The following is a 21507-nucleotide window of genomic DNA, read 5'->3' on the forward strand; positions in this document are numbered from 1 at the left end:
AGACCACGATCAGTCCTCGGCGCGTTTCAGAACGGCCAACACGGTGAGAAACAGGATCTTGACATCGAGCCAGATGGACCAGTTCTCGATGTAGTAATTGTCCCACTCCGCGCGGTCGGCAATGGAGGTCTGGCCCCGAAGACCGTGCACCTGCGCCCATCCCGTCACGCCGGCCTTGACCCGGTGCCGTTCGCCGTACCGACGGATCTGCATCTCGAACAGGTCCACGTATTCGGGCCGCTCGGGCCTGGGGCCGACCAAGCTCATGTCGCCACGAAGGACGTTGAGAAGCTGGGGCAGCTCGTCCAACGAGGTCTGTCGCATGATCTTTCCGATACGGGTTCTCCGGTCGACACCCTCGACGCCGCCGGGCGCGTCCCCGGCCTTCCGCTCGAACGCCGCGTCGGATGCCCGCGGGGGCCGCATGGACCGAAACTTCAGGCAGTCGAACGGCAACCCATCGCGGCCGATTCGCTCCTGGGCGAAGAAGATCGGGCCGGGGGAGCTCAGGCGCACGAGCAGCATCAGCGTCAGGAAGACGGGGGAGAGCAGCAGGAGTCCGAATGCCGTCAGGACTCGATCGAGTACACCCTTGAGGGCGAACTGCCACCCCTTGGGATTGACGTGCGGCAGCACCATCAGCGGCAGGCCGCCGATGTGTTCGACACGAGTGTTGACGCCGACGGCGTCGTACAGCCTGGGCACCACCCACACCCGCATTCCGAGTCGGTGCGCAGTCCTGATCGCGCCGACCAATACTCGGTCTTCTGTCGGAGCGAACGCCACTATCAGCTCTTCCGCACCGGTCCTGCGCGCAATTGCTTCGAAATCACTCGGGAGTCCGAGGTGCGGCAGATCGGGGAGCTCGCCCCCCGGCGAGACGTCGGCGATCGGGGCTTCGCCGACGTAGCCCACCGGAGCGAGACCGTACTCGGGGAATTGTCTTGTGCGCGAAACGAGTTGATGTGCGATCGGATCGTTGCCGAGGACGATGGTCGGCGCTGCCGATCCGAACCGGGTGCGAAGCATGCGCTGGACGACGATGCGTACGAGACGGGCGATTGCGATCGTGAATGCGCTGAGCAGCCACAGTCGCAACACGACCGCGCTGGGCCGGTAGTCGGTGTCGGCCAGGAACATCACCACCGTCAACGCGAGGACGGCGAACGCAACAGCCGTTTCGGCCGGCCCGATCTCGTCGAGGAAGTTACGACGAAGGCTGCGCCTGTACAGCGACTTGCCGGCCATGATTCCGATGAGCAGCGGCAGGAAGAGCCATGGCAGCCAGCCGGTCTCGACGAGACTGCCCGAGTACCACAGCAGTGCTCCGGCCACCGCGACCGCGGCACCGAGCACGTCGACCGCGACGTTGATCGCGGTGTTCAACGGATCGGCCCGTAGTCGGTCCGCGAGTGCGCGACGGGCTACGACGACGTCGGGCTCGGCAGCCCGCGGGCGAGTGTGCGGTGATTCCAGTGTTTCGGGCACGGCTTCTTCCGGTGGTCAGTTTCGAATGAGGTCGGTCCTGAATATCCCAATTAATGTATACCGCCAGGAAAGAGGACACCCGGTCGACTTCATGAAAAAAACTCGAAGTCGGTTGTAGGTCGAAAATGCTAATTCCCGTCGGGGAAATCGTCCTTTATTCGAAAACTCGCTCGCGAATAATCCAGGCCAAATCCTGAAGAATCTGGATGTGACCTGTCGTCCACTGCCGCGGCTGTCGATCCCACACACAGAGGGTGCCCACGGAATGGCCGTCGTCGTCGACGAGCGGAACTCCGAGATAGGACACGAGCAGATTGCCCTGGACCGACGGATGGTCCTTGAGGACGTCGTTGAGCCGCGCATCCTCCACCACCAGTGGTTGGCCGAGGTCGATCGCGTAGCGGCAGATGGATCCGTCGAGAGGAACCTCCTGCGCGCCACCGAGTTCCGACGGAAGTCCGAGGGCACTCTTGAAGTACTGACGTCGGTCGTCGAGCAGAGAGAATGCGGCCGACGGGGCGCTCAAGGCATCGGCGACCATCGCGACGATCCGGTCGTAGCCGGCGTCGGAACCGGTGTCCATCAAACCCGTTCGAGCCACTGCGGCCAGCCTGTCGGGGTCGTCGATCGGGGTACCGAACGCCCGGGTCACCTCGGCGGGGCCGACGCCCTTCTCCGCGCCGGCCTGGAGAGCCCGGAGCAAAGCACCTACCTCGGAATCCTGATCGTCGGACAGTTCGCGAACGAGTCGATCGACCACGGCCCGCCGAATGAATTCTTCGGTCCCGAGGCCGGATTTCTCCGCCTGCCGGGCGAGTAACTCGTTGAGACGCTCGTCGAAACCGGGAAATCCTGTTGTCATTGGGCATATGGTAGTACAGGCAATGTCGTCCTACCGATGACTGCGGGGTCGAATTCTGCGTCAATCCGAATCGTTGCCGTAATTGCCACAAAGCGTATGACAATCCGTTTCGGCGAAGATCGCCTATCGGTGTTGCTATCATCCCGCAGATGAAAGCAAATGCTCCTCTGCGGGTGATGGCCGTTCTTGCGGCTCTGGTGTTGCCGTTCGCTGCGACGCCGGCAGTGGGTGCAGCTCCCGTCGTGCGGGCTCAGGCCGGTCCGGTGAACTGTGGCGGGCAGTCCGACGCCATCCGGATCGGAGTCTCGCCGGGCGCGTCGATAGGTAGCCTCTCCCCAGCAGATCTGGATCGCGAACTGACGCTTGCCAAAGCCGCAGGAGCCTTCGCAGTTCGTCTCGACATCGATTGGTCCGCAATCGAATCGACACGGGGCGCTTTCGATTGGAGTCGAACGGACCGAGTGATCGATGCCGTCGTGGCCCACGGGATGTGCCCGCACGGCATCATCGCCTACACCCCCAGATGGGCGCGAGTAGCTGCCGCGGTCAACGATTCTCACTCCCGTCCTGCAAACCCGTCCACTTACGCGGCTTTCGCCAAGACGGTGGTTCAGCGGTACCAGAACCGCATCAAGATCTGGGAAGTATGGAACGAGCCGAACATCGTGACGTTCTTCAAGCCCGTTCCCGACGTCACGGCGTACTCGGCGCTGCTTCGAGCGGCCTACACGGCGATCAAACAGGTGCAGCCCGCTTCGACCGTGCTCGTCGGTGGGATGGCACCGTCCGAGGACACGAACGGCAACATCGCGGGCACGTCGTTCCTGTCGAAGATGTACGCGCAAGGATCCAACAAGTACTTCGACGCCTTCAACGTGCATCCCTACACGTGGCCGTTCCTACCCAACGACCCCAGCACAGCGTCATGGAACACCGCCATGAAGATGTGGTCGATGCGAGACACCATGGTTGCCGGCGGTGACAGTGGCAAACAGATCTGGATCACCGAATTCGGCGCACCGACCGGGACCAACCCCAACAGCGTCAGCGAGCAGGTGCAATCGGACAGCATCGGGATCGTCCTCGACGCCGTCCTCGGCAACGATTGGCTCGGACCGGCTTACGTCTACAGTCTCCGAGACGCCGGGTCCGACACCGCCGACACCGAACAGAACTTCGGCTTGGTTCGCAGAGACTGGACCCCCAAGATCGCCTACGGTCGCGTCGATGCCTACGCCGCGGAACATTCGGCACCGTAGAACGATCGATTCCGCTGCCGGTGTTCGTGGGCTATTGTTCGCCCATGAATTCGCAGCCGGGGGGCGCGGTCCCTGATCGCAAGGACATCACGTTCGACTCGAACGGCGTCGACTGTGCGGCATGGCTGTACCTGCCCGACGGCACCGAGCCGGCCCCGGTGATCGTCATGGCGCACGGTCTCGGCGGAACCCGGGGAATGCGACTCGACGCCTACGCAGAACGATTTCGCGCCGAGGGCTACGCGTGCCTGGTGTTCGACTATCGGTACTTCGGAGACAGTGGCGGGCGACCGCGACAATTGCTCGATATCGAGTCCCAGTTGCAGGACTGGGCGGCAGCGATCGCGTGCGCCCGGGGTCGGCAGGACGTGGACGGTTCGCGAATCGTGTTGTGGGGCTCGTCGTTCGGCGGTGGTCACGTCATCGTCGCGGCAGCACGGGATCAGCGTGTCGCCGCGGTGGTCGCGCAGTGTCCGTTCACCGACGGCATCGCCTCCGGGCTCGCATCGAACACATGGACCTCGGTCAAACTGTCCGTGCGGGCCGTGCGCGATCTGCTGGGATCGGTGATCGGGCGGCCGCCGGTGATGGTGGCGACCGCCGGGCGACCGGGGACTACCGCATTGATGACGTCACCCGACAGTTACGACGGGTACCTCGCGCTCGCTCCGGACTCCGACGAGTCGTTCCACAATCGGGTGGCCGCCCGCTTCGCGCTGCAGATCGTGCGCCATCGGCCCGGACGTCGAGCGAAGGACGTCCGCTGCCCGATACTCTTCGTCGTCTGCAACACAGATTCTGTGGCACCGGCGAAGGCCACACTGCGATACGCCCGGACAGCCCCGCTCGGGGAGATCGAAACCTACGACGCAGGCCATTTCGACATCTATCTCGGTGCTGACTTCGAGCAGGTGGTCGCAGACCAAATCGCCTTCCTTCTGCGTACCGTCCCGCCGATGGTGGCTGCGGATCAGTAGACGTCGCGCACGTACCGCTTCTCAGCAGCGAGAGCCTTGACGTACGCCTCGGCACTGCTCGGGGCCAGTTTCCCGTGCTGTGCGACCACGCCTTTCAGGGCCGCATCCACGTCTTTGGCCATTCTCGACGCGTCGCCACAGACATAGAAGTGGGCACCGCGGTGAATCCAGTTCCACAGCTCGCTGCCGTGTTCACGCATGCGATCCTGCACGTAGACCTTGTCCTTCTGATCCCGGGAAAAGGCGACGTCGAGACGGTCGAGCGACCCGTCGCTCAGCATCGCGGTGAGTTCGTCGCGGTAGTAGAAGTCGGTGTCCGCGTGCTGTTCGCCGAAGAAGAGCCAGTTCGGGCCGGTGTGCCCGAGCGCGCGCCGCTCGTGCAGGAACGCCCGGAACGGTGCAATGCCGGTGCCGGGACCGACCATGATCATCGGCGTGGTGGGATCCTCGGGCGGTTTGAAATGGGTCGATTTCTGTACGAATATCCCGATGTCATGGTTGGCGGCATGGTCGGCCAGATACGTCGAGCACACCCCGCGTCGAGCGACACCGTGCACGTTGTATCGCACAGCCGAGACGGTCACCTGCACCTCCTCGGGATTCTCCTTCGGGCTCGACGAGATGGAATACAGACGCGGCTGCAACGGCTTGAGAACGCCGAGCCAATCGTCCACCGACGCGCGAACCGGATGTGCGGCAAGTACATCGATCGATTGCCGTCCCCACATCCAGTCGGTGAGCGTGTGTCTGTTGTCCGGATGCAACATGGCCTCGAGGTCGTCGTCCGCGGTACGCCGGTGCACGAACTTCAACAGATCCGGTGTGGCACGGGCGATCTCGAGGTGCCGACCCAACGCCGTACGGAGCGGCATTTCTCCGTGGTCGGCCAGGTCGACGACGGCGTCGCCGTCGAGTCCGGTGGCACCGAGCCACTCCTGCACGTACTTCTCGCTGTTGCGCGGCCAGACCCCGAGTGCGTCACCCACCTCGTATTCGAGGGTGCCCGCAGGAAGGTGGAATCCGAGTTGACGGACGTCCTTGAGCGATCCGCGTGCGGTGAGCACTCGATTCCGAACGAGGGTGGTCACGAGGGGCGACTTCTTGCTGTACCGCGGTTCTACGTCAGCGGCCGCAGGCCGACGTGCGGGTGCCGCAGGCGCGGTGGCGGGGTCGGACGTTGGCGAGTCACCTGCCAGCAGCGCGCTCACCGAGTCGAGCCACTCGGCGGCCTCGTTCTCGTAGTCGGGCTCGAGGTCGACCCTGCCGAGTAGTCGCCGCGCACCGAGTTGCTCGAGGCGTTCGTCGATCTTGCGGCCGTGCCCGCAGAAGTCTGCGTAACTCGAGTCGCCGAAGGCCAGCACGGCGTAACGGATTCCGTCCAGTGCGGGTACCGAATCGGTTGTCAGGCTCTCCCAGAAGGTTGCGCCGTTGTCGGGTGCTTCGCCGTCCCCGGTGGTACTGCTGACGATCAACACGTCGGCCTCGGCCGGTAGTCGGTCTGCGGTGAACGAGTCCATGGAGTGTTCGGTGACGGCAGACCCAGCAGCTCGCAGATGAGAAACACTGGACTGGGCGAACTCCTCGGCAGTTCCCGTCTGCGAGGCCCACAGCAGGAGCAGTGGTCTGCCCGCTGCCGACGAGGTGTCCCCGGCGGTTGCTTCGGTGCCCGGCGAGGGAGTGCGCGAGAACAGGCCTGCGAGAACACCGTCGAGCCACGCGTGCGTCTCGGGAGTCAGCGGGGTCCGTTCGGGCAACGAGGGGATTCCCGGCGCGGAGCGACCTGCGTCGGTCCGAAGTCCCTCCAGCAGGCCTGCCATGTAACTTTGCTCGATGACGGTGAAAGGTTCTGCGGGTCGGCTCGGGCGGCCGACCACCATGGCGAGAGCGTCGACCGGATCGTGCACGTCCTCGGACGTATCGGGCGAATCAAATTGAGCAGCAGATACTTTCGTCAGCGACACGGCGCAGGCCTTGAATTCGGGTTGCTGCGAGTAGGGATCGACGGCGTCATTGGTCACCGCGTTGATCGCCAGGGATTCACCGAACTCGTCGCTCCAGTGGAACGGTGCGAAGCAGCCGCCGGGCAAGACGCGATCGGTGACCACGGCGGGCAGTACCGCACGGCCTCGACGCGACGACAGTTCGACGGTATCGCCGTCGGACAGATCGAGCCGGCCCGCATCGGTCGGGTGTATTTCCACGAACGGGCCGGGGTTCAGCTTGTTCAGCTTCGCGACTTTCCCGGTCTTGGTCATGGTGTGCCACTGATGGGGAAGTCGCCCCGTGTTGAGCAGGAACGGATAGTCGTCGTCCGGCATTTCGGCCGGTGCCATGGCGGGTCGGGCGAGAAACTGCGCTCGACCGCTGGCGGTGGGGAACGACAGGGCAGGAATCGAGCCGTCCTCCGATATCCGCAGGGTTTGGCTGATTCCGTCGTTGAGGTACCGGATGGGGTGTCTGGTGGTAGTCGACTCGGGCGGGCACGGCCACTGAATCGAACCCTCGCGGAGTCCGTCGTAGGTGACGCCGCGAATGTCGTAACCGGTGGAGGGGTTCGAGAACTGCTTGATCTCCTCGAAGATCTCTTCGGCACTGGAGTAGGTGAACGACTCGGAATAGCCGAGGGCGCAGGCCATGTCGGCGATGATCTTCCAGTCGGGGAGTGCTCCGCCGGGTGCTTCGACAGCCGGCTGGAACAGCGTGAGGTTCCGCTCGGAGTTGACCATGACACCATGGGCCTCGGTCCACAGCGCGGCGGGCAGCATGACATCGGCGTATCGGTTGGTCTCGGTGTCGGCGAAGGCGTCTTGGGTGATCACCAGTTCGGCACGTTCGAGACCGTCGATCACGGTTGTTCGATTAGCCACGGACGCAACAGGATTGGTGCAGATGATCCAGCACGCTTTGATGTCGCCCGCAGCCAACTTCGAGAACATCTCGATGGTTCCACCACTTACGTCGGTGCGCAGTGTTCCGGGCGGGATTTTCCAGGCCTGCTCGACGAACGCGCGGTCGGTGTCGTTGGTGACCGCCCGTTGGCCCGGCAGTCCGGGGCCCATGTATCCCATTTCCCGGCCACCCATCGCGTTCGGCTGACCGGTCAACGAGAAGGGGCCGCTTCCGGTCCGGCAGATAGCACCCGTTGCCAGGTGGAGATTGCACAGTGCGTTGGTGTTCCAGGTGCCGTGGGTGGACTGATTGAGTCCCATCGTCCAACAGCTCATCCAGTTCTCTGCAGTCCCGATCATCTCCGCTGCGGCCCGCAGATCTTCCTCGGCGAGACCGGTTGCAGCGCAGACTTTCTCGGGCGTGTAGTCGCGAAGAAACTCCGGCATCGCGTCCCAGCCGTCGGTGAACTGGGCGATGAAGTCAGGGTCTGTGTTTCCGCTGTCGACGATCAGAGCCAAAAGACCGTTGAGCAGCGCCAGATCGGATCCCGGTTCGAGCGCGAGGTGCAGGTGCGCCTTGTCGGCGGTGGAGGTACGCCGAGGATCGACCACGATCAGTTTCGCACCGGCCTTGACCCGGTCCATCATTCGTAGAAACAGGATGGGGTGACAGTCGGCCATGTTGGAGCCGATGACGAGGAACACGTCGGCGTTGTCGAAGTCTTCGTACGAGCCCGGAGGACCGTCGGCTCCCAGTGACTGCTTGTAGCCGGTCCCCGCGCTGGCCATGCACAATCGTGAGTTGGATTCGATCTGATTGGTACCGATGAACCCTTTGGCCAGTTTGTTCGACAGGTACTGAGCCTCGATCGACATTTGCCCCGATACGTACAGCGCAACGGAGTCGGGTCCGTGTTCGTCGAGGATCGTGCGGAGCCTGCGGGCAGCATCGGTGATGGCCACCGAGGTGTCCGTACTCTCCGGCCGGTCACCGCGCCGGTGGCGAATCCGAGCCTTGTCGAGGCGGCCCGGCGCGGCAAGCATGTCCGCGGTGGTGCTTCCCTTCGTGCACAGCCGGCCGAAGTTCGCCGGGTGGGTCTTGTCGCCGACCGACTTGGTGATCGTGGGCCCGATCGGCAGCGTCGACCGGGACGTCGACTGGGACGGCGTCGCCGACGGTCCACCGACCTCGAGCACCATGCCGCATCCCACGCCGCAGTATGCGCAGAGTGTCTTCACCGTGGTGACCATGGCTTCCACAGTGCCCGGTGCAGTGTGCGCGGCCATTACACATCGGTTAGCCGGATATGACGTTGTCCTCACCGGGCGTCGAACGAGGCGGTGATGTGCCGTCGGGGCACCGCCTTGTGCGGCAGGGAGGTAACACCAACTTTCTGCAGTGCGATTGGTACTCGAACGTTATTCATCGAACGGGCTGTCGAGTGGAATGTGTGGATTCTGCGCTGGCAGAATCGTCCGGGTCAGGCTCGAAGTGGGAAAGTGGTGTGTTCATGAGGGTGTCTCGAGGATTCGTACTCGCCGCGGTGGGAGTTGTCGCTTCGGTGGCGGTGCTGTCCGGGTGCAGCTCGCAGACGGACATCTCCGAACCCTCCGTTCCGATCGATTCCAATCCGATGACCGAACTGATGAAGCCCAAGCTGACCGCGAGCGTGCTCGACGGAGCAGTCGGATTCTCACCGGCGGACCCGGTGACCGTCTCGGTTGCCGACGGCAAATTGTCCTCCGTGACGATGCTCAACCCCGACGGCGAGCCGGTGTCGGGGGCCATTGCTCCGGACGGGCTGTCGTGGACCAACACCGAACCCCTCGGCTACAACCGTGAGTATCGAGTGCAGGCCGACGCGTACGGACTCGGAGGATCGTCGAGCACGGTGTCGAGCTTCACCACGAGCCAGCCGGGCAATTTCACCAAGCCCTACGTTCTGCCGAACCCGGGCGACGTGGTGGGTATCGGGCAGCCTGTCGCGGTCCAGTTCGACGAGGCGATCACCGACAAGCTTGCTGCCCAGAACGCGATCACGGTCACCACGACGCCGGCCGTGGAAGGCGCGTTCTACTGGGTGAACAACAAAGAGGTTCGCTGGCGACCACAGAACTACTGGGCACCGGGCACCAAGGTCGACGTGGCCGTCAATGTGTACGGGCGTGATCTCGGTGACGACATCTACGGCCAGGAGAATGCGACGACGTCGTTCACGATCGGCGACGCGGTCATTGCCACTGCCGACGACAACACCAAGCAGGTGACGTTCAACGTCAACGGCCAGGACGTGATCACTATGCCGACGTCGATGGGCAAGGATTCCACCCCGACGGACAACGGCGTCTACATCATCGGTGATCGATTCGAGCATCTCGTCATGGACTCGTCGACCTACGGTGTGCCGGTCAATTCGTCCACCGGGTACCGCACTCCGGTCGACTGGGCGACGCGAATGTCCTACAGCGGCATCTTCTTTCATTCCGCACCGTGGTCGGTGGGGCAGCAGGGCTACTCCAACGCCTCGCACGGGTGTCTGAACCTCAGTCCGACCAACGCCAAGTGGGTCTACGACAACACCAAACGCGGTGACATCGTCGTGGTGAAGAACACGGTCGGTGGAACGTTGTCGGGCACCGATGGTCTCGGCGACTGGAACATTCCCTGGGACGAGTGGAAAGCGGGCAACGCCACCACGGTCTGATCGATATCGATCGGGTGGATCAGCTTCGATCGCGGGTCTGGTAGAGCGAAGGATCGATCCCGAGTGTCTTCAGGTACGCGACCGGTTCGATGCTCGAGCCGTTGTTGCGGACCTCGAAGTGCAGATGCGGTCCCGTCGAATTTCCGGTGCTGCCGACCGCCCCGAGGACATCTCCCGGTGCCACCTCGTCACCGACCGCGACGGCAATGCTGGACTGATGGCCGTAGTAGGTCTCGGTATTGCCGCTCTTGACCCGAACGAGCTTGCCGTAGCCGTCGCCCGCGTCTCCGGCCTGAACGACGGTTCCGCCGGTTACCGCATGGATCGGGGTGCCGCTGTCGGCAGCCAGGTCCACGCCCTGGTGGTACTGAGCACCGTTCCCGGTCGGATTGTTGCGTCCGCCGTAACCCGAGGTGATGCGGTATTTGCCGGCGTCGATCGGCAGTACGGCACCGCCGAGCCCCACCGTGGGCGGCGCACTGGGAAGTTCGATCTCGGGCACATCCGCGGGAGTTGCAGTATCCGGCACCGACAGCACGTCGCCGTCGAGAACGATTGCCGCCACCTGGTTGATGAGCACGCCGGTGGCATCCAACACGGCCGCGAGAATCGCGGCTCGCTGCTGGGCGTCGGGCTGGGGGATCGGGATCTGAGGTAGTTCGATCGTGGGTTGAGCGGTGGCCACCGCCGGGCTGAGCATGCCGGTTGTGCCGATGCACAGTGCTGCCGACAAGATCGAACCCGCTATGACTCTGTGCATTCTGCGACCCACGAAAAGCCTCCTCGTCTGCGTCCACCGGGCACCCGTCGGATGGGTGCCCGCAGGGCGAAAGAACATGTTCGGTGACGCTTCGGGGCACGCTGAACTCACGTAGCAAAAAACACATGAATCACATTGGTACTTTTCTTCCCCAAAAGTGCCATTGGTAACCGTACGTCACAGAAACCCCATAGGAAACTCGAAAAGTGAATTACAACAACGTAATTCGAGGTCAGGGTGGGTACGCACTGTCCGCTCGAACACCCTTGCGAAGGGTGGAGTGAATACACAAAAAGGCCGGCCTCGCGAGGAGACCGGCCTTCTTCGTATGGGGTGAGCGACGGGACTCGAACCCGCGACATCCAGGATCACAACCTGGTGCTCTACCAGCTGAACTACGCCCACCATGTCTGCATCAGTAGAACCGTTTCGGGCTCTCCATCAGCAGCGTCGACAATACTAGCGGGTTGAATCCCGGGTTGCTAATCCGACCCCTGCTGCGTGTCGAGATCCTGAACGACCGCCGCGATATCGCTGGTCGACGGCCCCGGGGGCGCGACGAAGGCGGTACGACGGTAGTACTGCAACTCCTTGATCGACTCCTTGATGTCGGCCAGAGCGCGGTGCGCCAAGCCCTTGGGAGGCTGCCCGTAGTAAATCCGCGGGTACCACCGTCTCGAGAGCTCCTTGATCGAGCTGACATCGATCATGCGGTAATGCAGGTACCTGTCGAGCGCGGTCATGTCCCGGGAAATGAACCCGCGATCGGTCGCAATCGAATTCCCGGCCAGAGGGACCGTCCCGGACACCGGGACGTGCTCCTTGATGTACGCGAGCACGCGCTGTTCGGCTTCCTCCAGGCTCACCGTCGACGCGCGCACCTCGTCGGTCAAGCCCGACTTGGCGTGCATGTCGGTGACGACGGCCGGCATGTTCGCCAACGCGTCGTCGTCGGCGTGGATGACGATGTCGACACCCTCCCCGAGGATGTTGAGCTCACTGTCGGTCACCAACGCCGCGATTTCGATCAGCTTGTCCTTGCTCAAATCCAAGCCGGTCATTTCACAGTCGATCCACACGAGTTTGTCCTGCACTCGCTCCACAGTAGTGCGCGCACCACAGCCACTAGGGTTTGCGGTGGCGATCGACCCCGTTCAGCGTCGACGCACGTTCACGAAAGGATGCGGACATGACAGGCGACCCGACTCAGCCGGCACCCACACTCAGTCCTGCCGAGAAGGCGAAGGCGGCCAAAGCGGCGGCCGTGGAAGCCGCACGGGTGGCTGCCGAAGCTCTGGCTGCAGCCGACGCTGCCGAGGCCGAGGCGCTTGCCGCGGAACACGGGTCGGCACCGGCGGCGCACGGTAAGGCAGGCGAGATCGCCGCCGGATACGTATCGGCAGGTGCAGCATTGGAACTGGGAACCGTCGTTCTGGACGGTGTCACCGACGCCGCTGCCCGCATTCGAATCCCGTTGGCGACGTTGAACAGGCACGGTCTCGTTGCCGGGGCAACCGGAACCGGTAAGACGAAGACACTCCAGGGGATAGCCGAACAGCTCTCTGCCGCAGGGGTTCCCGTCGTCATGGCCGACGTCAAAGGCGACCTGTCGGGCTTGTCCGAACCGGGCGAGGAGAACGAGAAGATCCGCAGCCGCGCTGCGGACACCGGCCTCACGGACTGGGCTCCCGCCGGACACCCGGTGGAATTTCTCTCGCTCGGGACCGAGGGGATCGGGGTACCGGTCCGCGCCACCATCACCGCGTTCGGACCGATTCTGCTCAGCAAGGTGTTGGGGCTGAACAACACTCAAGAATCGACCTTGGGACTGATCTTCCACTGGGCCGATTCCCAGGGCCTCGCCCTGCTCGACCTCAAAGACCTGCGGTCGGTGATCATGCATCTGACCAGTGACGAGGGCAAGACCGACCTGAAAGGTATCGGCGGCGTCTCGTCGGCGACCGCCGGGGTCATCCTGCGTGCCCTGGCCAATCTCGAGGCCGACGGCGGCGACACGTTCTTCGGCGAACCGGAACTCGAGACCGAGGACCTGCTCCGCGTCGGACCGGACGGAAAAGGCGTCATCACCCTGTTCGAGCTCGGCGCTCAGGCATCACGTCCGGTGATGTTCTCCACCTTCCTGATGTGGGTACTGGCCGACCTGTTCCAGACGTTGCCCGAGGTCGGTGACGTGGACAAGCCCAAGCTCGTGTTCATCTTCGACGAGGCACACCTGCTCTTCGCCGACGCGTCGAAAGCCTTTCTGCAGCAGGTGGAACAGACCGTCAAGCTCATCCGCTCGAAGGGCGTCGGAGTCTTCTTCTGCACCCAGCTGCCCACCGATGTCCCCAACGACGTGCTCTCGCAACTGGGCGCTCGTATTCAGCATGCTCTGCGCGCCTTCACGCCCGATGACCAGAAGGCGTTGAACAAGACGGTGCGCACGTACCCCAAGACTGACGCGTACGACCTCGAAAAAGCACTGACGTCGCTGGGGACCGGCGAAGCAATCGTGACGGTGCTCTCGGAGACAGGCGCGCCGACACCGGTGGCGTGGACGAAGATTCGTCCGCCCCGCTCACTGATGGACACCATCGGCAACGACGCCATCGCGGTGGCCGCGTCGTCGAGCACTCTGTCTGTGAAGTACCGGGAGACCATCGACCGCGAGTCCGCCTACGAGCGCATGAACGCACGGGTGGCGGATGCGCCCGCTCCGGTCGAGAAGTTCGACATTCCGCCTCTGCCCGCCGATCTGCCGGACCTGCCGCCGAATGAGCCGGACGGGCCGTCGGCCGCGGAGCGCATCATGGGCAACCCGGCAGTCAAGAGCTTCCTACGATCGGCTGCCTCGGCGGCCGGCCGCGAGATCTCGCGCAGCATCTTCGGAACCGGTCGGCGTCGGAGGCGCTGAGCGTGCTCAGTCGGGAGTGGAGCCCGCGGAACGACCAGGATTCGGGTACTAGTTGCCGAGCTTCTTGTAGAAGCTGCCGATGATCGGTGCCGAAATGCTGCGCGGGCTGTACTGCCCGGCTACCGACATGCCCTTGCTCAGCAGGCCGGGAACGACGCGCATCTTGTTCTTCGCCAGGCCGTCGAGGGACAGCTTCGCGGTGTAGGCGCTGTCGATCCACAGGAAGTCGGGAACCATCTTGTCCACGATCGACGCATCGGCCGGGTCGGGTGTCTCGGTGCGGACGGGGCCCGGAGCGAGCAGTGTGACGTTGACGCCGGTGCCCGCGAGCTCGCCGCGCAGTGACTCCGAGAACGTGTTGACGAAGGCCTTGGTTGCCGCGTACGTCGCGTTGTTGGGGATGGCCATGTTGCCCGCCGCAGATCCGGTGATGAGGATGCCGCCGGCTCCGCGACCGATCATGCCGGGCATGACGGCGAGCGTGAGGTCGTGTACGGCAACGGCATTGAGCTCCACCTGATCGCGCTCGTACGCAGGATCGAGTCCGGCCACCGGTCCGAACGTCGCGATGCCTGCGTTGTTGCACAGGATCGAGATCTCACGCTCGGACAGTTCGGTGACCAGCTCCTGGCGCTGCTCGCGGTTGGAAAGATCCGACGCCCGCACCTCGACGGCAACGCCGTGCTCGGCCGTGAGCTTCGCGGCCAGAGCCTCGAGCAGTTCGCCGCGTCGGGCCACCACGATCAGCGAGTGACCACGGGCGGCGAGTTCGGTGGCCAGAGCTTCACCGATACCGGAAGAGGCTCCGGTGACAACGGCGCGGGCATCGGGGTTGGGCTTGGGCAGGCTCACGGTGAGACAGGCTAGCGGACAGATCAGATCGTGGCCGCGAGCCGGGTGCCTTGCTCTATCGCCCGTTTGGCGTCCAACTCGGCCGCGACGTCCGCACCGCCGATGATGTGCGTGGTGGTACCCGCGGCCTTCAGCTCGTCGACCAGATCGCGAACCGATTCCTGGCCCGCGCAGATCACGATGGTGTCGACCTCGAGCAAGCGTGGGCGCTCGTGCTTCTCACCGAACGAGATGTGCAGGCCCGCATCGTCGATCTTCTCGTAGTTCACCCCCGAAAGCTGATGCACGCCCTTGGCTTTCAACGCTGCGCGATGAACCCACCCGGTGGTCTTCGCGAGACCGGCCCCGATACGTCCCGGCTTGCGTTGCAGGAGGTAGACCTCCCGAGGAGATGCGGCCGGCACCGGAGTCGTCAACGCCCCTGGCGCGGCCTCGGGCTCGGTGACTCCCCACTCCTGCTTCCATTCCTTCAGGTCCAAAGTGGGGGAGGCGTCGGTGGTGAGGAACTCGGAGATGTCGATGCCGATACCGCCGGCACCGATGACCGCGACCCGATCGCCGACGGCCCTGCCGTCGCGCACCAGTTCCGCATACGAGAGCACGGACGGGTGATCGATTCCGGGTATCTGCGGCATCCGGGGAGTGACACCTGTGGCCAGGACCACCTCGTCGAATTCGCCCGCGGCGAGTTCTGCGGCGGTAACCCGGGTATCGAGGTGTACCGCAACATCCGCGTCGCGCAGAGCGGTGGAGAAGTAGCGAATGGTCTCGGCGAACTCTTCCTTGCCGGGAATGAGACGGGCGATACCGAATTGGCCGCCGATCTCGCTCCTGGCCTCGAACAGGCTGACGGCGTGTCCGCGTTGCGCAAGGGTGAGCGCCGCAGACAGTCCGGCGGGCCCCGCCCCGACGACTGCCACCTTCTTGGTCTTCTTCGTCGGCAACAACTGCAGGTCGATCTCACGGCCCGCACGGGGATTGACCAGGCACGAGACCTTCTTGTGGACGAAGGCGTGGTCGAGGCAGGCCTGATTGCAGGCGATGCAGGTGTTGATTCGATCCGCGGAATCGGAAGCAGCTTTCTCGACCCAGAACGGATCGGCCAGCATCGGCCTGGCCATCGCGATCAGCTGGGCGTCGCCTCGGGCCAGGATGTTCTCGGCGATCTCGGGCATGTTGATGCGGTTGGACGCGGCGACGGGGATGCTCACGTATTTTTCGAGCTTGCCGGTGATGTCTGCGAATGCTGCTCGCGGAACCGAGGTGACGATGGTCGGCACCCGCGATTCGTGCCAGCCGATGTCGGTGTTGATGATGTTCGCGCCTGCGGCTTCGACGTTCTCGGCGAGCGCGACGATGTCGTTCCAGCTCTGGCCCTCCTCGACGAGGTCGGCCATCGACAGCCGGAACACGATGAGAAAGTCGGATCCGACGGCGGCACGGATTTGCTGCACGATCTCGACGGCCATTCGGCGACGGTTCTCCGCCGAACCACCCCACTCGTCACGCCGCTTGTTGGTGCGCTCGGAGAGGAACTGATTGATGAAGTAGCCCTCGCCGCCCATGATCTCGACGCCGTCGTAGCCGGCGCTCTGCGCGAGCCGGGCGCAGCGTACGTAGTTTCGGATCTGCCAGCGGACGCCCCTCGACGTCAACCGCCGCGGCCGAAAAGGATTGATGGGAGCCTTGATCGACGAGGCCGACACGCTCAGCGGCTGGTAGGAATAACGTCCGGCATGGAGGATCTGGAGCGCGATCTTGCCGCCTTCACGGTGCACGGCGGCGGTGATCCTGCGGTGCCGACGGGCCTCGATGCGGTTGGTCAGCTTGGCCCCGAACGGCAGCAGCCACCCGGTGCGATTGGGGGCGTAACCCCCGGTGATGATGAGTGCGACTCCGCCGCGGGCACGCTCGGCGAAGTAGGCAGCCAGGCGGCCGGTGTCGCGGGCGCGATCTTCGAGGCCGGTGTGAATCGATCCCATGATCACGCGGTTCTTCAACGTGGTTGCGCCGACGTCCAACGGCGACAACAGAATCGGGTACGGGCCAGTGGTCTGCTCGGTCTTCACAGTTTCTCCAATACCTCGGTGCACCATTCGGTGAATCCTTCTTCGACACGAATCCCGCCGCGGAGCACCAGGTATTGATGCAGCGCGGTACCGGTCAGGGCAGCGGGGGCCGGAAAGTCCTGCTTCTCGATCAGTCGATACACGTCGAGACGAGTGGCATGTACGTCGCGGTGGCGGGCGACCTCGACCTTGAGGGCGTCGACATCGCCGTTGGCCGCGCCGCGAATCTTCACTGCGAGTTCTTCGCGAAGCTGCGAGGGATCGCTCGGTGCAGCAATCCATCGATCGAGTTCGGCTCGGCCGGCAGCGCTGACCGAGTACACGGTTTTATCGGGTCGGCCGTCCTGTGCGACTGCCTCGCCGGTGATCCAGCCCGCTCCATCCATCCGCGTCAGAGTGCGGTAGATATGCTGATGAGTTGCACTCCAGAAGAAGCCGATGGACTTGTCGAACCGTCGGGCGAGCTCGTACCCCGAGCCGCTGAGCTCGGTGAGGGAGACCAGAATCGCGTGTTCCAAAGCCACACCCGAGAGTATGTATGCAACGTGGTGACTATGCAACTAGGTGCACTCAAGTCTGGGCCCGTCGCGGGCTAGTGTTGGCAACCATGGGAACCCAGCCGGAGGCCGCTGTCGTCGGAGTCGCCACAACGCGTAAGCAGGTCACCGCCTGGGGGTTCTGGGACTGGGGATCGGCCGCGTTCAATGCCGTCATTCTCACGTTCGTGTTCTCGGTGTATCTCACCGATGCCGTCGGTGACGACCTACCCGGATCCATCTCGGCGACCACGTGGTTCAGCTGGTCGATCGCCGCGTCCAGCGTCGTCATCGCACTCCTCGCCCCGGTCTGCGGGCAGTACTTCGACGCGCGCGGCAAGCGCAAATGGCTGCTGGGGCTATTGACCGCGTTGACGGTCGTGGCCATGGCCGGCTTGTTCTTCGTACAAGACGACTACCACTATCTGTGGCTCGGGCTGCTGCTGCTCGGTCTCGGATCCATCATGTTCGAGCTGGCCAGTATTCCGTACAACTCGATGCTGCGGCAGGTCTCCACCCCGGCCAATATCGGACGCGTGTCCGGATTCGGTTGGGCAATGGGCTATTTCGGCGGAATCGTCCTACTTCTCCTGTGCTACCTGGGCTTCATCGTCGGCGACGGAGACACTCGGGGCCTGCTGGGGCTGACCACCGACGGTGGGCTCAACATCAGGCTCGTCGCAGTACTCGCGGCCGTCTGGTTCGCCGTCTCGGCCATCCCCGTGATGTTCGCGGTTCCCGAAGTACCCAGAGCCGTCGCCGATCCCACGGCTGCTCGAGCCGGGTTCGCGGAGTCCTATCGAGTTCTCTTTCGTGATGTGCGCGAGTTGTGGAGCGCAGACCGGCGTGCCGTCTACTACCTGATCGCCAGCGCACTGTTCCGAGACGGACTGGCGGGCGTGTTCACCTTCGGGGCCGTTCTCGCCGTCAGCGTCTACGGCATCGGCGCGGCGGACGTACTGCTGTTCGGCGTCGCCGCCAATGTCATCGCAGGCCTCGGTGCCATCGTCGCCGGGCGGTTCGACGACAGAATCGGACCCAAGAAGGTCATCGTCTTCTCGCTCACGTCCATGATCGCGGCCGGAACCATTCTGCTGTTCGTGTCGGGACCGACGATGTTCTGGATCTTCGGGCTGATCCTGTGCCTGTTCGTGGGGCCCGCGCAATCGTCTGCGCGCACCTTCCTGGCGCGACTGGCACCTCCCGGGCGCGAAGGTCAGTTCTTCGGCCTGTTCGCGACCACGGGTCGTGCCGCGTCGTTCCTCGCGCCGTCCCTGTTCGGTCTGTTCGTGTGGATGTTCGACGCCGACCGCGCAGGTATTGCCGGGCTGATCATCGTCCTCGCCGCCGGGCTGCTGGCATTGCTGAAAGTTCGCGCTCCGGAACAGGGTTAGACCGACCCGATACGATCCAGAATCTCGGTTGTGAGTTTCTCGGGAGCTTCCTCGGGGATCCAATGGGAGATGCCGTCGAGTTCGACGAATCGGTACGGCGCATCGACGAATTCACCGCAGCGCTCGGCACCGGCTCGGCCGATGGCGGTGTCGCCGTTGCTCCACACGTAGGTGGTCGGCACCGTCACTGCGGGTAGGTTCGCGAACTCCCGCGTCATCGCGGCATACCAACTGGACGCAGCCGTCAGTGCTCCCGGCACCGTCAGATGCCGAACGTATTCGTCGTCCAGGCTCTCGGCCCCGAACATCGCGCGGAGCCGTTGCGCGTCGTTCTCGGTCAGCACTCGTTCGGCCTTCTCCGGTTCGCGAAGCAAACCGAAGTACTGCGACCGCTGTTGCTGGTCCGGGTCCTCGCGAATGGCCCAGTTGAACGCCGCGGAATGCGGAACGGATGCGGCAGTGAGGCTTCGGACTCGGTCGGGATGCTCGGCAGCGACATGCCAGGCGACCACAGCACCCCAGTCGTGACCCACCAGGTGCGCCGAGTTCAGGTCGAAGGCGTCGAGCAGACCGAGGACGTCCTCGGTGAGACGCTCGATGCGGTAGTGCTCGACGCCGATCGGTCGGGCACCGGGGGAGTAGCCCCGCTGGTTGGGAGCGATCACGCGACAACCCGCGGCGACGAGTCCAGGTGTCACGCTGGTCCACGACGCGTTGGTTTGCGGAAAGCCGTGCAGCGCAACAACCGGAACTCCATCCGAGGGGCCCGCCACCGCAACTTCGAATACGTACTCGCCGATAGTTACCTCGGACATGGACTTCCTTTCGTGGACGTATTCTTCGCGAACGGTCAGGCCCGTCGCGGTTCCCACTTGCTCATCCCCAGCATGATCATCCGGATCTGCTTCTCGGTGCGTTCGATGAGGTCTTTCTCGTTCTGACTACCCGGTCGGTCGACTTCCAACAGGCCGACCACCGCCGTCAGCATCGTCGAGACCAGCAGGTCGGCCGTCATCTCGAGATCGGCGATGTCCCACTGTTCGAGACCGGGCATTCGGGAGAGATCGATGGTCAGCTCGCTGACGAACAGCCGAAGCTCGGTGGCGAACGCGCGACGCACCTCGGTGACTCCGCCGTAGCGCTCACGGCTGAGGAAGCGGAACTGATCCTCGTGGCTGCGGACCTGGCGAACCAGGATGCCGAAGGATTCGGTGGCCGTCTTGGTGCTCGGGTTGCGCCTCGCGTCGCGCAACATCTGGCGCAGCATGCGCATGCTGTCCTCGACCAACGCCACCCCGAGGTCTTCCATGGACGCAAAGTGTCGATAGAACGCGGTGGGGACGATGCCGGCCGACCGCGCGACCTCACGCAGGCTGACGCTCGCGAACGAACGTTCGCGAAGCAGATCGAGTGTGCCGTCGATCAAGGCCTGCCGCGTGCGCTCCTTGCGCTCCGCGCGGGTACCCGGTTCTGTCACGGCGTCCAGTTTATGGGCGGGCACTCTGTGATCTCCCCTCCGGTTGCTTCCGCGGTCCCCGTGAACTTCGCATGAGGTCTGTAATGGCGGTCACATAAACGTTGACAGGTACCGGTGTCGCTCTGTCACACTCATGTTAGTGCACAATCGTTCACTGAATGGGTCGTAGGGTTCGATCCGGTTAGGGAGGATGGAATGACGCTTCAAGAACGTCCGACGCGACCCACGGGTTCGCGCAAGTTCTCGCTTCTTTCCCTGTTCGAGGCCATGGCCACGCCCCACGCGCTCGATCGGTACCTGGAGCTGGTCGACCCCATGACGACCGTTCGTGATCTGCGCGGCGAAGTGACCGAGATACACCGGTCCACCGAAGATTCGCTGACGCTCACCATCCGCCCCACCCGACAGTGGAAGGGCTTTCAGGCCGGCCAGTTCGTTCAGGTCGGGGTGGTCATCGACGGCGTACGTCAGACTCGCTGCTACTCGCCGGCCTGTTCGCAGTACCGCAAGGACGGCCGAATCGAGCTGACGATCAAGGCGCACCCCGAGGGGCTGGTCTCGCAGTATCTGCACAAGAACGCCCACGTCGGCCTCGTCGTCAGCCTGTCGCAGGCGGACGGCACCTTCAAGCTTCCCCAGCCACGCCCGGCGCGCACGCTGCTGATCAGCGGCGGCAGCGGCATCACGCCCGTGCTGTCCATGCTCAGGTCGCTGCTGGACGAGGGGTACAGCAGCGACCTGACCTTCCTGCACTACGCGTACACGGAGAACGACGTCGCGTACAAGCAGGAGCTCGAGAAGATCGCCGCCGAGCACGACAACGTGAACCTCGTCTTCGCGTACACCGAGCAGACGACCGGCGGGGACCTGCACGGGTTCTTCGGCAAAGAGCATCTCGACGCCGTGGCACCGTGGTTCGCAGACGCGGACACCTTCCTGTGCGGTCCGCCCGGGCTGATGAAGGGCGTGACGTCGTTCTTCGACGACGCAGGGCTCGGCGACCGACTGCACCTCGAGGAATTCACTCCGTCCTTCGCCACCGTGAGCGACGACGTCACCGGAACCACCACGTTCTCCGGAAGTGACGTCGCCGCCGAGAACGACGGTGCCACGTTGCTCGAACAAGCAGAAGGAGCCGGTCTGTCGCCGGCCAACGGGTGCCGAATGGGCATCTGCTTCACCTGCACCTCGGTGAAGAAATCCGGCTGCACCAAGAACATCAAGACCGGTGAGACCGACACCGAATCCGACAAGAAGATCCAGCTCTGTGTGTCCGTTGCCGTCGGCGACGTCGACATCGACATCTAGTCCCGGAGCTCCCGCCCA

At 63.8% G+C, this 21507-nt stretch carries 16 protein-coding genes and 1 tRNA gene; 6 read left to right on the forward strand and 11 right to left on the reverse strand.

What is annotated here, in order from left to right:
• Window positions 1-9: 9 nt before the first annotated feature.
• Window positions 10-1488, reverse strand: a complete 1479-nt coding sequence (locus QM588_RS04985; protein ID WP_283311978.1) for a sugar transferase — start codon at window positions 1486-1488, stop codon at window positions 10-12.
• Between the two features lie 154 nt (window positions 1489-1642).
• Window positions 1643-2350: a GAF domain-containing protein gene (locus tag QM588_RS04990; protein ID WP_048318572.1), complete on the reverse strand. Its 708-nt coding sequence runs from the start codon at window positions 2348-2350 to the stop codon at window positions 1643-1645.
• A gap of 149 nt (window positions 2351-2499) precedes the next feature.
• On the opposite strand from QM588_RS04990, the gene QM588_RS04995 reads away from it, so the two are divergent.
• Window positions 2500-3609: a cellulase family glycosylhydrolase gene (locus QM588_RS04995; protein WP_283311981.1), complete on the forward strand. Its 1110-nt coding sequence runs from the start codon at window positions 2500-2502 to the stop codon at window positions 3607-3609.
• Between the two features lie 44 nt (window positions 3610-3653).
• Window positions 3654-4586: an alpha/beta hydrolase gene (locus tag QM588_RS05000; protein WP_283311982.1), complete on the forward strand. Its 933-nt coding sequence runs from the start codon at window positions 3654-3656 to the stop codon at window positions 4584-4586.
• On the opposite strand, the gene QM588_RS05005 is transcribed toward QM588_RS05000, so the two are convergent.
• Window positions 4580-8761, reverse strand: coding sequence for a bifunctional nitrate reductase/sulfite reductase flavoprotein subunit alpha (locus tag QM588_RS05005; RefSeq protein WP_283311984.1), 4182 nt, complete (start codon window positions 8759-8761; stop codon window positions 4580-4582). The genes QM588_RS05000 and QM588_RS05005 overlap by 7 nt on opposite strands.
• A gap of 224 nt (window positions 8762-8985) precedes the next feature.
• Between QM588_RS05005 and QM588_RS05010 the strand changes: the two genes are divergently transcribed.
• Window positions 8986-10179, forward strand: a complete 1194-nt coding sequence (locus QM588_RS05010; RefSeq protein ID WP_032370364.1) for a L,D-transpeptidase — start codon at window positions 8986-8988, stop codon at window positions 10177-10179.
• Between the two features lie 19 nt (window positions 10180-10198).
• Here the strand turns inward: QM588_RS05010 and QM588_RS05015 are convergent, their stop codons facing one another.
• The 3 genes from QM588_RS05015 to orn form a co-directional block, all read right to left on the reverse strand.
• On the reverse strand, window positions 10199-10951 hold the full coding sequence (locus tag QM588_RS05015; RefSeq protein WP_283311987.1) for a M23 family metallopeptidase: 753 nt from the start codon (window positions 10949-10951) through the stop codon (window positions 10199-10201).
• Between the two features lie 317 nt (window positions 10952-11268).
• Window positions 11269-11344, reverse strand: a tRNA-His gene (locus QM588_RS05020).
• 77 nt (window positions 11345-11421) lie between these two features.
• Window positions 11422-12033, reverse strand: a complete 612-nt coding sequence (orn, locus tag QM588_RS05025; RefSeq protein WP_283311989.1) for an oligoribonuclease — start codon at window positions 12031-12033, stop codon at window positions 11422-11424.
• Window positions 12034-12128: 95 nt separating this feature from the next.
• Between orn and QM588_RS05030 the strand changes: the two genes are divergently transcribed.
• Window positions 12129-13853: a helicase HerA-like domain-containing protein gene (locus tag QM588_RS05030; RefSeq protein ID WP_283311990.1), complete on the forward strand. Its 1725-nt coding sequence runs from the start codon at window positions 12129-12131 to the stop codon at window positions 13851-13853.
• A gap of 48 nt (window positions 13854-13901) precedes the next feature.
• On the opposite strand, the gene cmrA is transcribed toward QM588_RS05030, so the two are convergent.
• Genes cmrA through QM588_RS05045 form a run of 3 tightly spaced genes read right to left on the reverse strand, consistent with a single transcriptional unit; the run spans window position 13902 to window position 17298 of the window.
• Window positions 13902-14705, reverse strand: a complete 804-nt coding sequence (gene cmrA / locus QM588_RS05035) for a mycolate reductase (RefSeq protein WP_283311991.1) — start codon at window positions 14703-14705, stop codon at window positions 13902-13904.
• Between the two features lie 23 nt (window positions 14706-14728).
• Window positions 14729-16774 (reverse strand): NADPH-dependent 2,4-dienoyl-CoA reductase, encoded by a 2046-nt coding sequence (locus tag QM588_RS05040; protein WP_283311993.1) that lies wholly within the window; start codon window positions 16772-16774, stop codon window positions 14729-14731.
• Window positions 16771-17298 (reverse strand): PadR family transcriptional regulator, encoded by a 528-nt coding sequence (locus tag QM588_RS05045; protein ID WP_283311995.1) that lies wholly within the window; start codon window positions 17296-17298, stop codon window positions 16771-16773. The genes QM588_RS05040 and QM588_RS05045 overlap by 4 nt, the downstream gene beginning before the upstream one ends.
• Window positions 17299-17381: 83 nt before the next feature.
• Between QM588_RS05045 and QM588_RS05050 the strand changes: the two genes are divergently transcribed.
• Window positions 17382-18704 (forward strand): MFS transporter, encoded by a 1323-nt coding sequence (locus QM588_RS05050; protein ID WP_283311997.1) that lies wholly within the window; start codon window positions 17382-17384, stop codon window positions 18702-18704.
• Here the strand turns inward: QM588_RS05050 and QM588_RS05055 are convergent.
• Together QM588_RS05055 and QM588_RS05060 are read right to left on the reverse strand one after the other, a co-directional pair.
• Window positions 18701-19519 (reverse strand): alpha/beta fold hydrolase, encoded by an 819-nt coding sequence (locus QM588_RS05055; RefSeq protein WP_283311998.1) that lies wholly within the window; start codon window positions 19517-19519, stop codon window positions 18701-18703. The two genes, QM588_RS05050 and QM588_RS05055, sit on opposite strands and share 4 nt — an antisense overlap.
• A gap of 35 nt (window positions 19520-19554) precedes the next feature.
• Window positions 19555-20181 carry a TetR family transcriptional regulator gene (locus QM588_RS05060; RefSeq protein ID WP_283312000.1) on the reverse strand — a complete coding sequence of 209 codons (627 nt, stop codon included), beginning with the start codon at window positions 20179-20181 and terminating at the stop codon, window positions 19555-19557.
• A gap of 195 nt (window positions 20182-20376) precedes the next feature.
• Here QM588_RS05060 and QM588_RS05065 point away from each other — a divergent pair, with 195 nt between their 5' ends.
• Entirely contained in the window at window positions 20377-21489 is a 1113-nt protein-coding gene (locus tag QM588_RS05065; RefSeq protein WP_032368224.1) for a ferredoxin reductase, read from the forward strand.
• The last annotated feature ends 18 nt before the right edge of the window (window positions 21490-21507 follow it).

The sequence above is a fragment of the Rhodococcus sp. IEGM 1354 genome (assembly GCF_030056855.1).
Classification (GTDB): domain Bacteria; phylum Actinomycetota; class Actinomycetes; order Mycobacteriales; family Mycobacteriaceae; genus Rhodococcoides.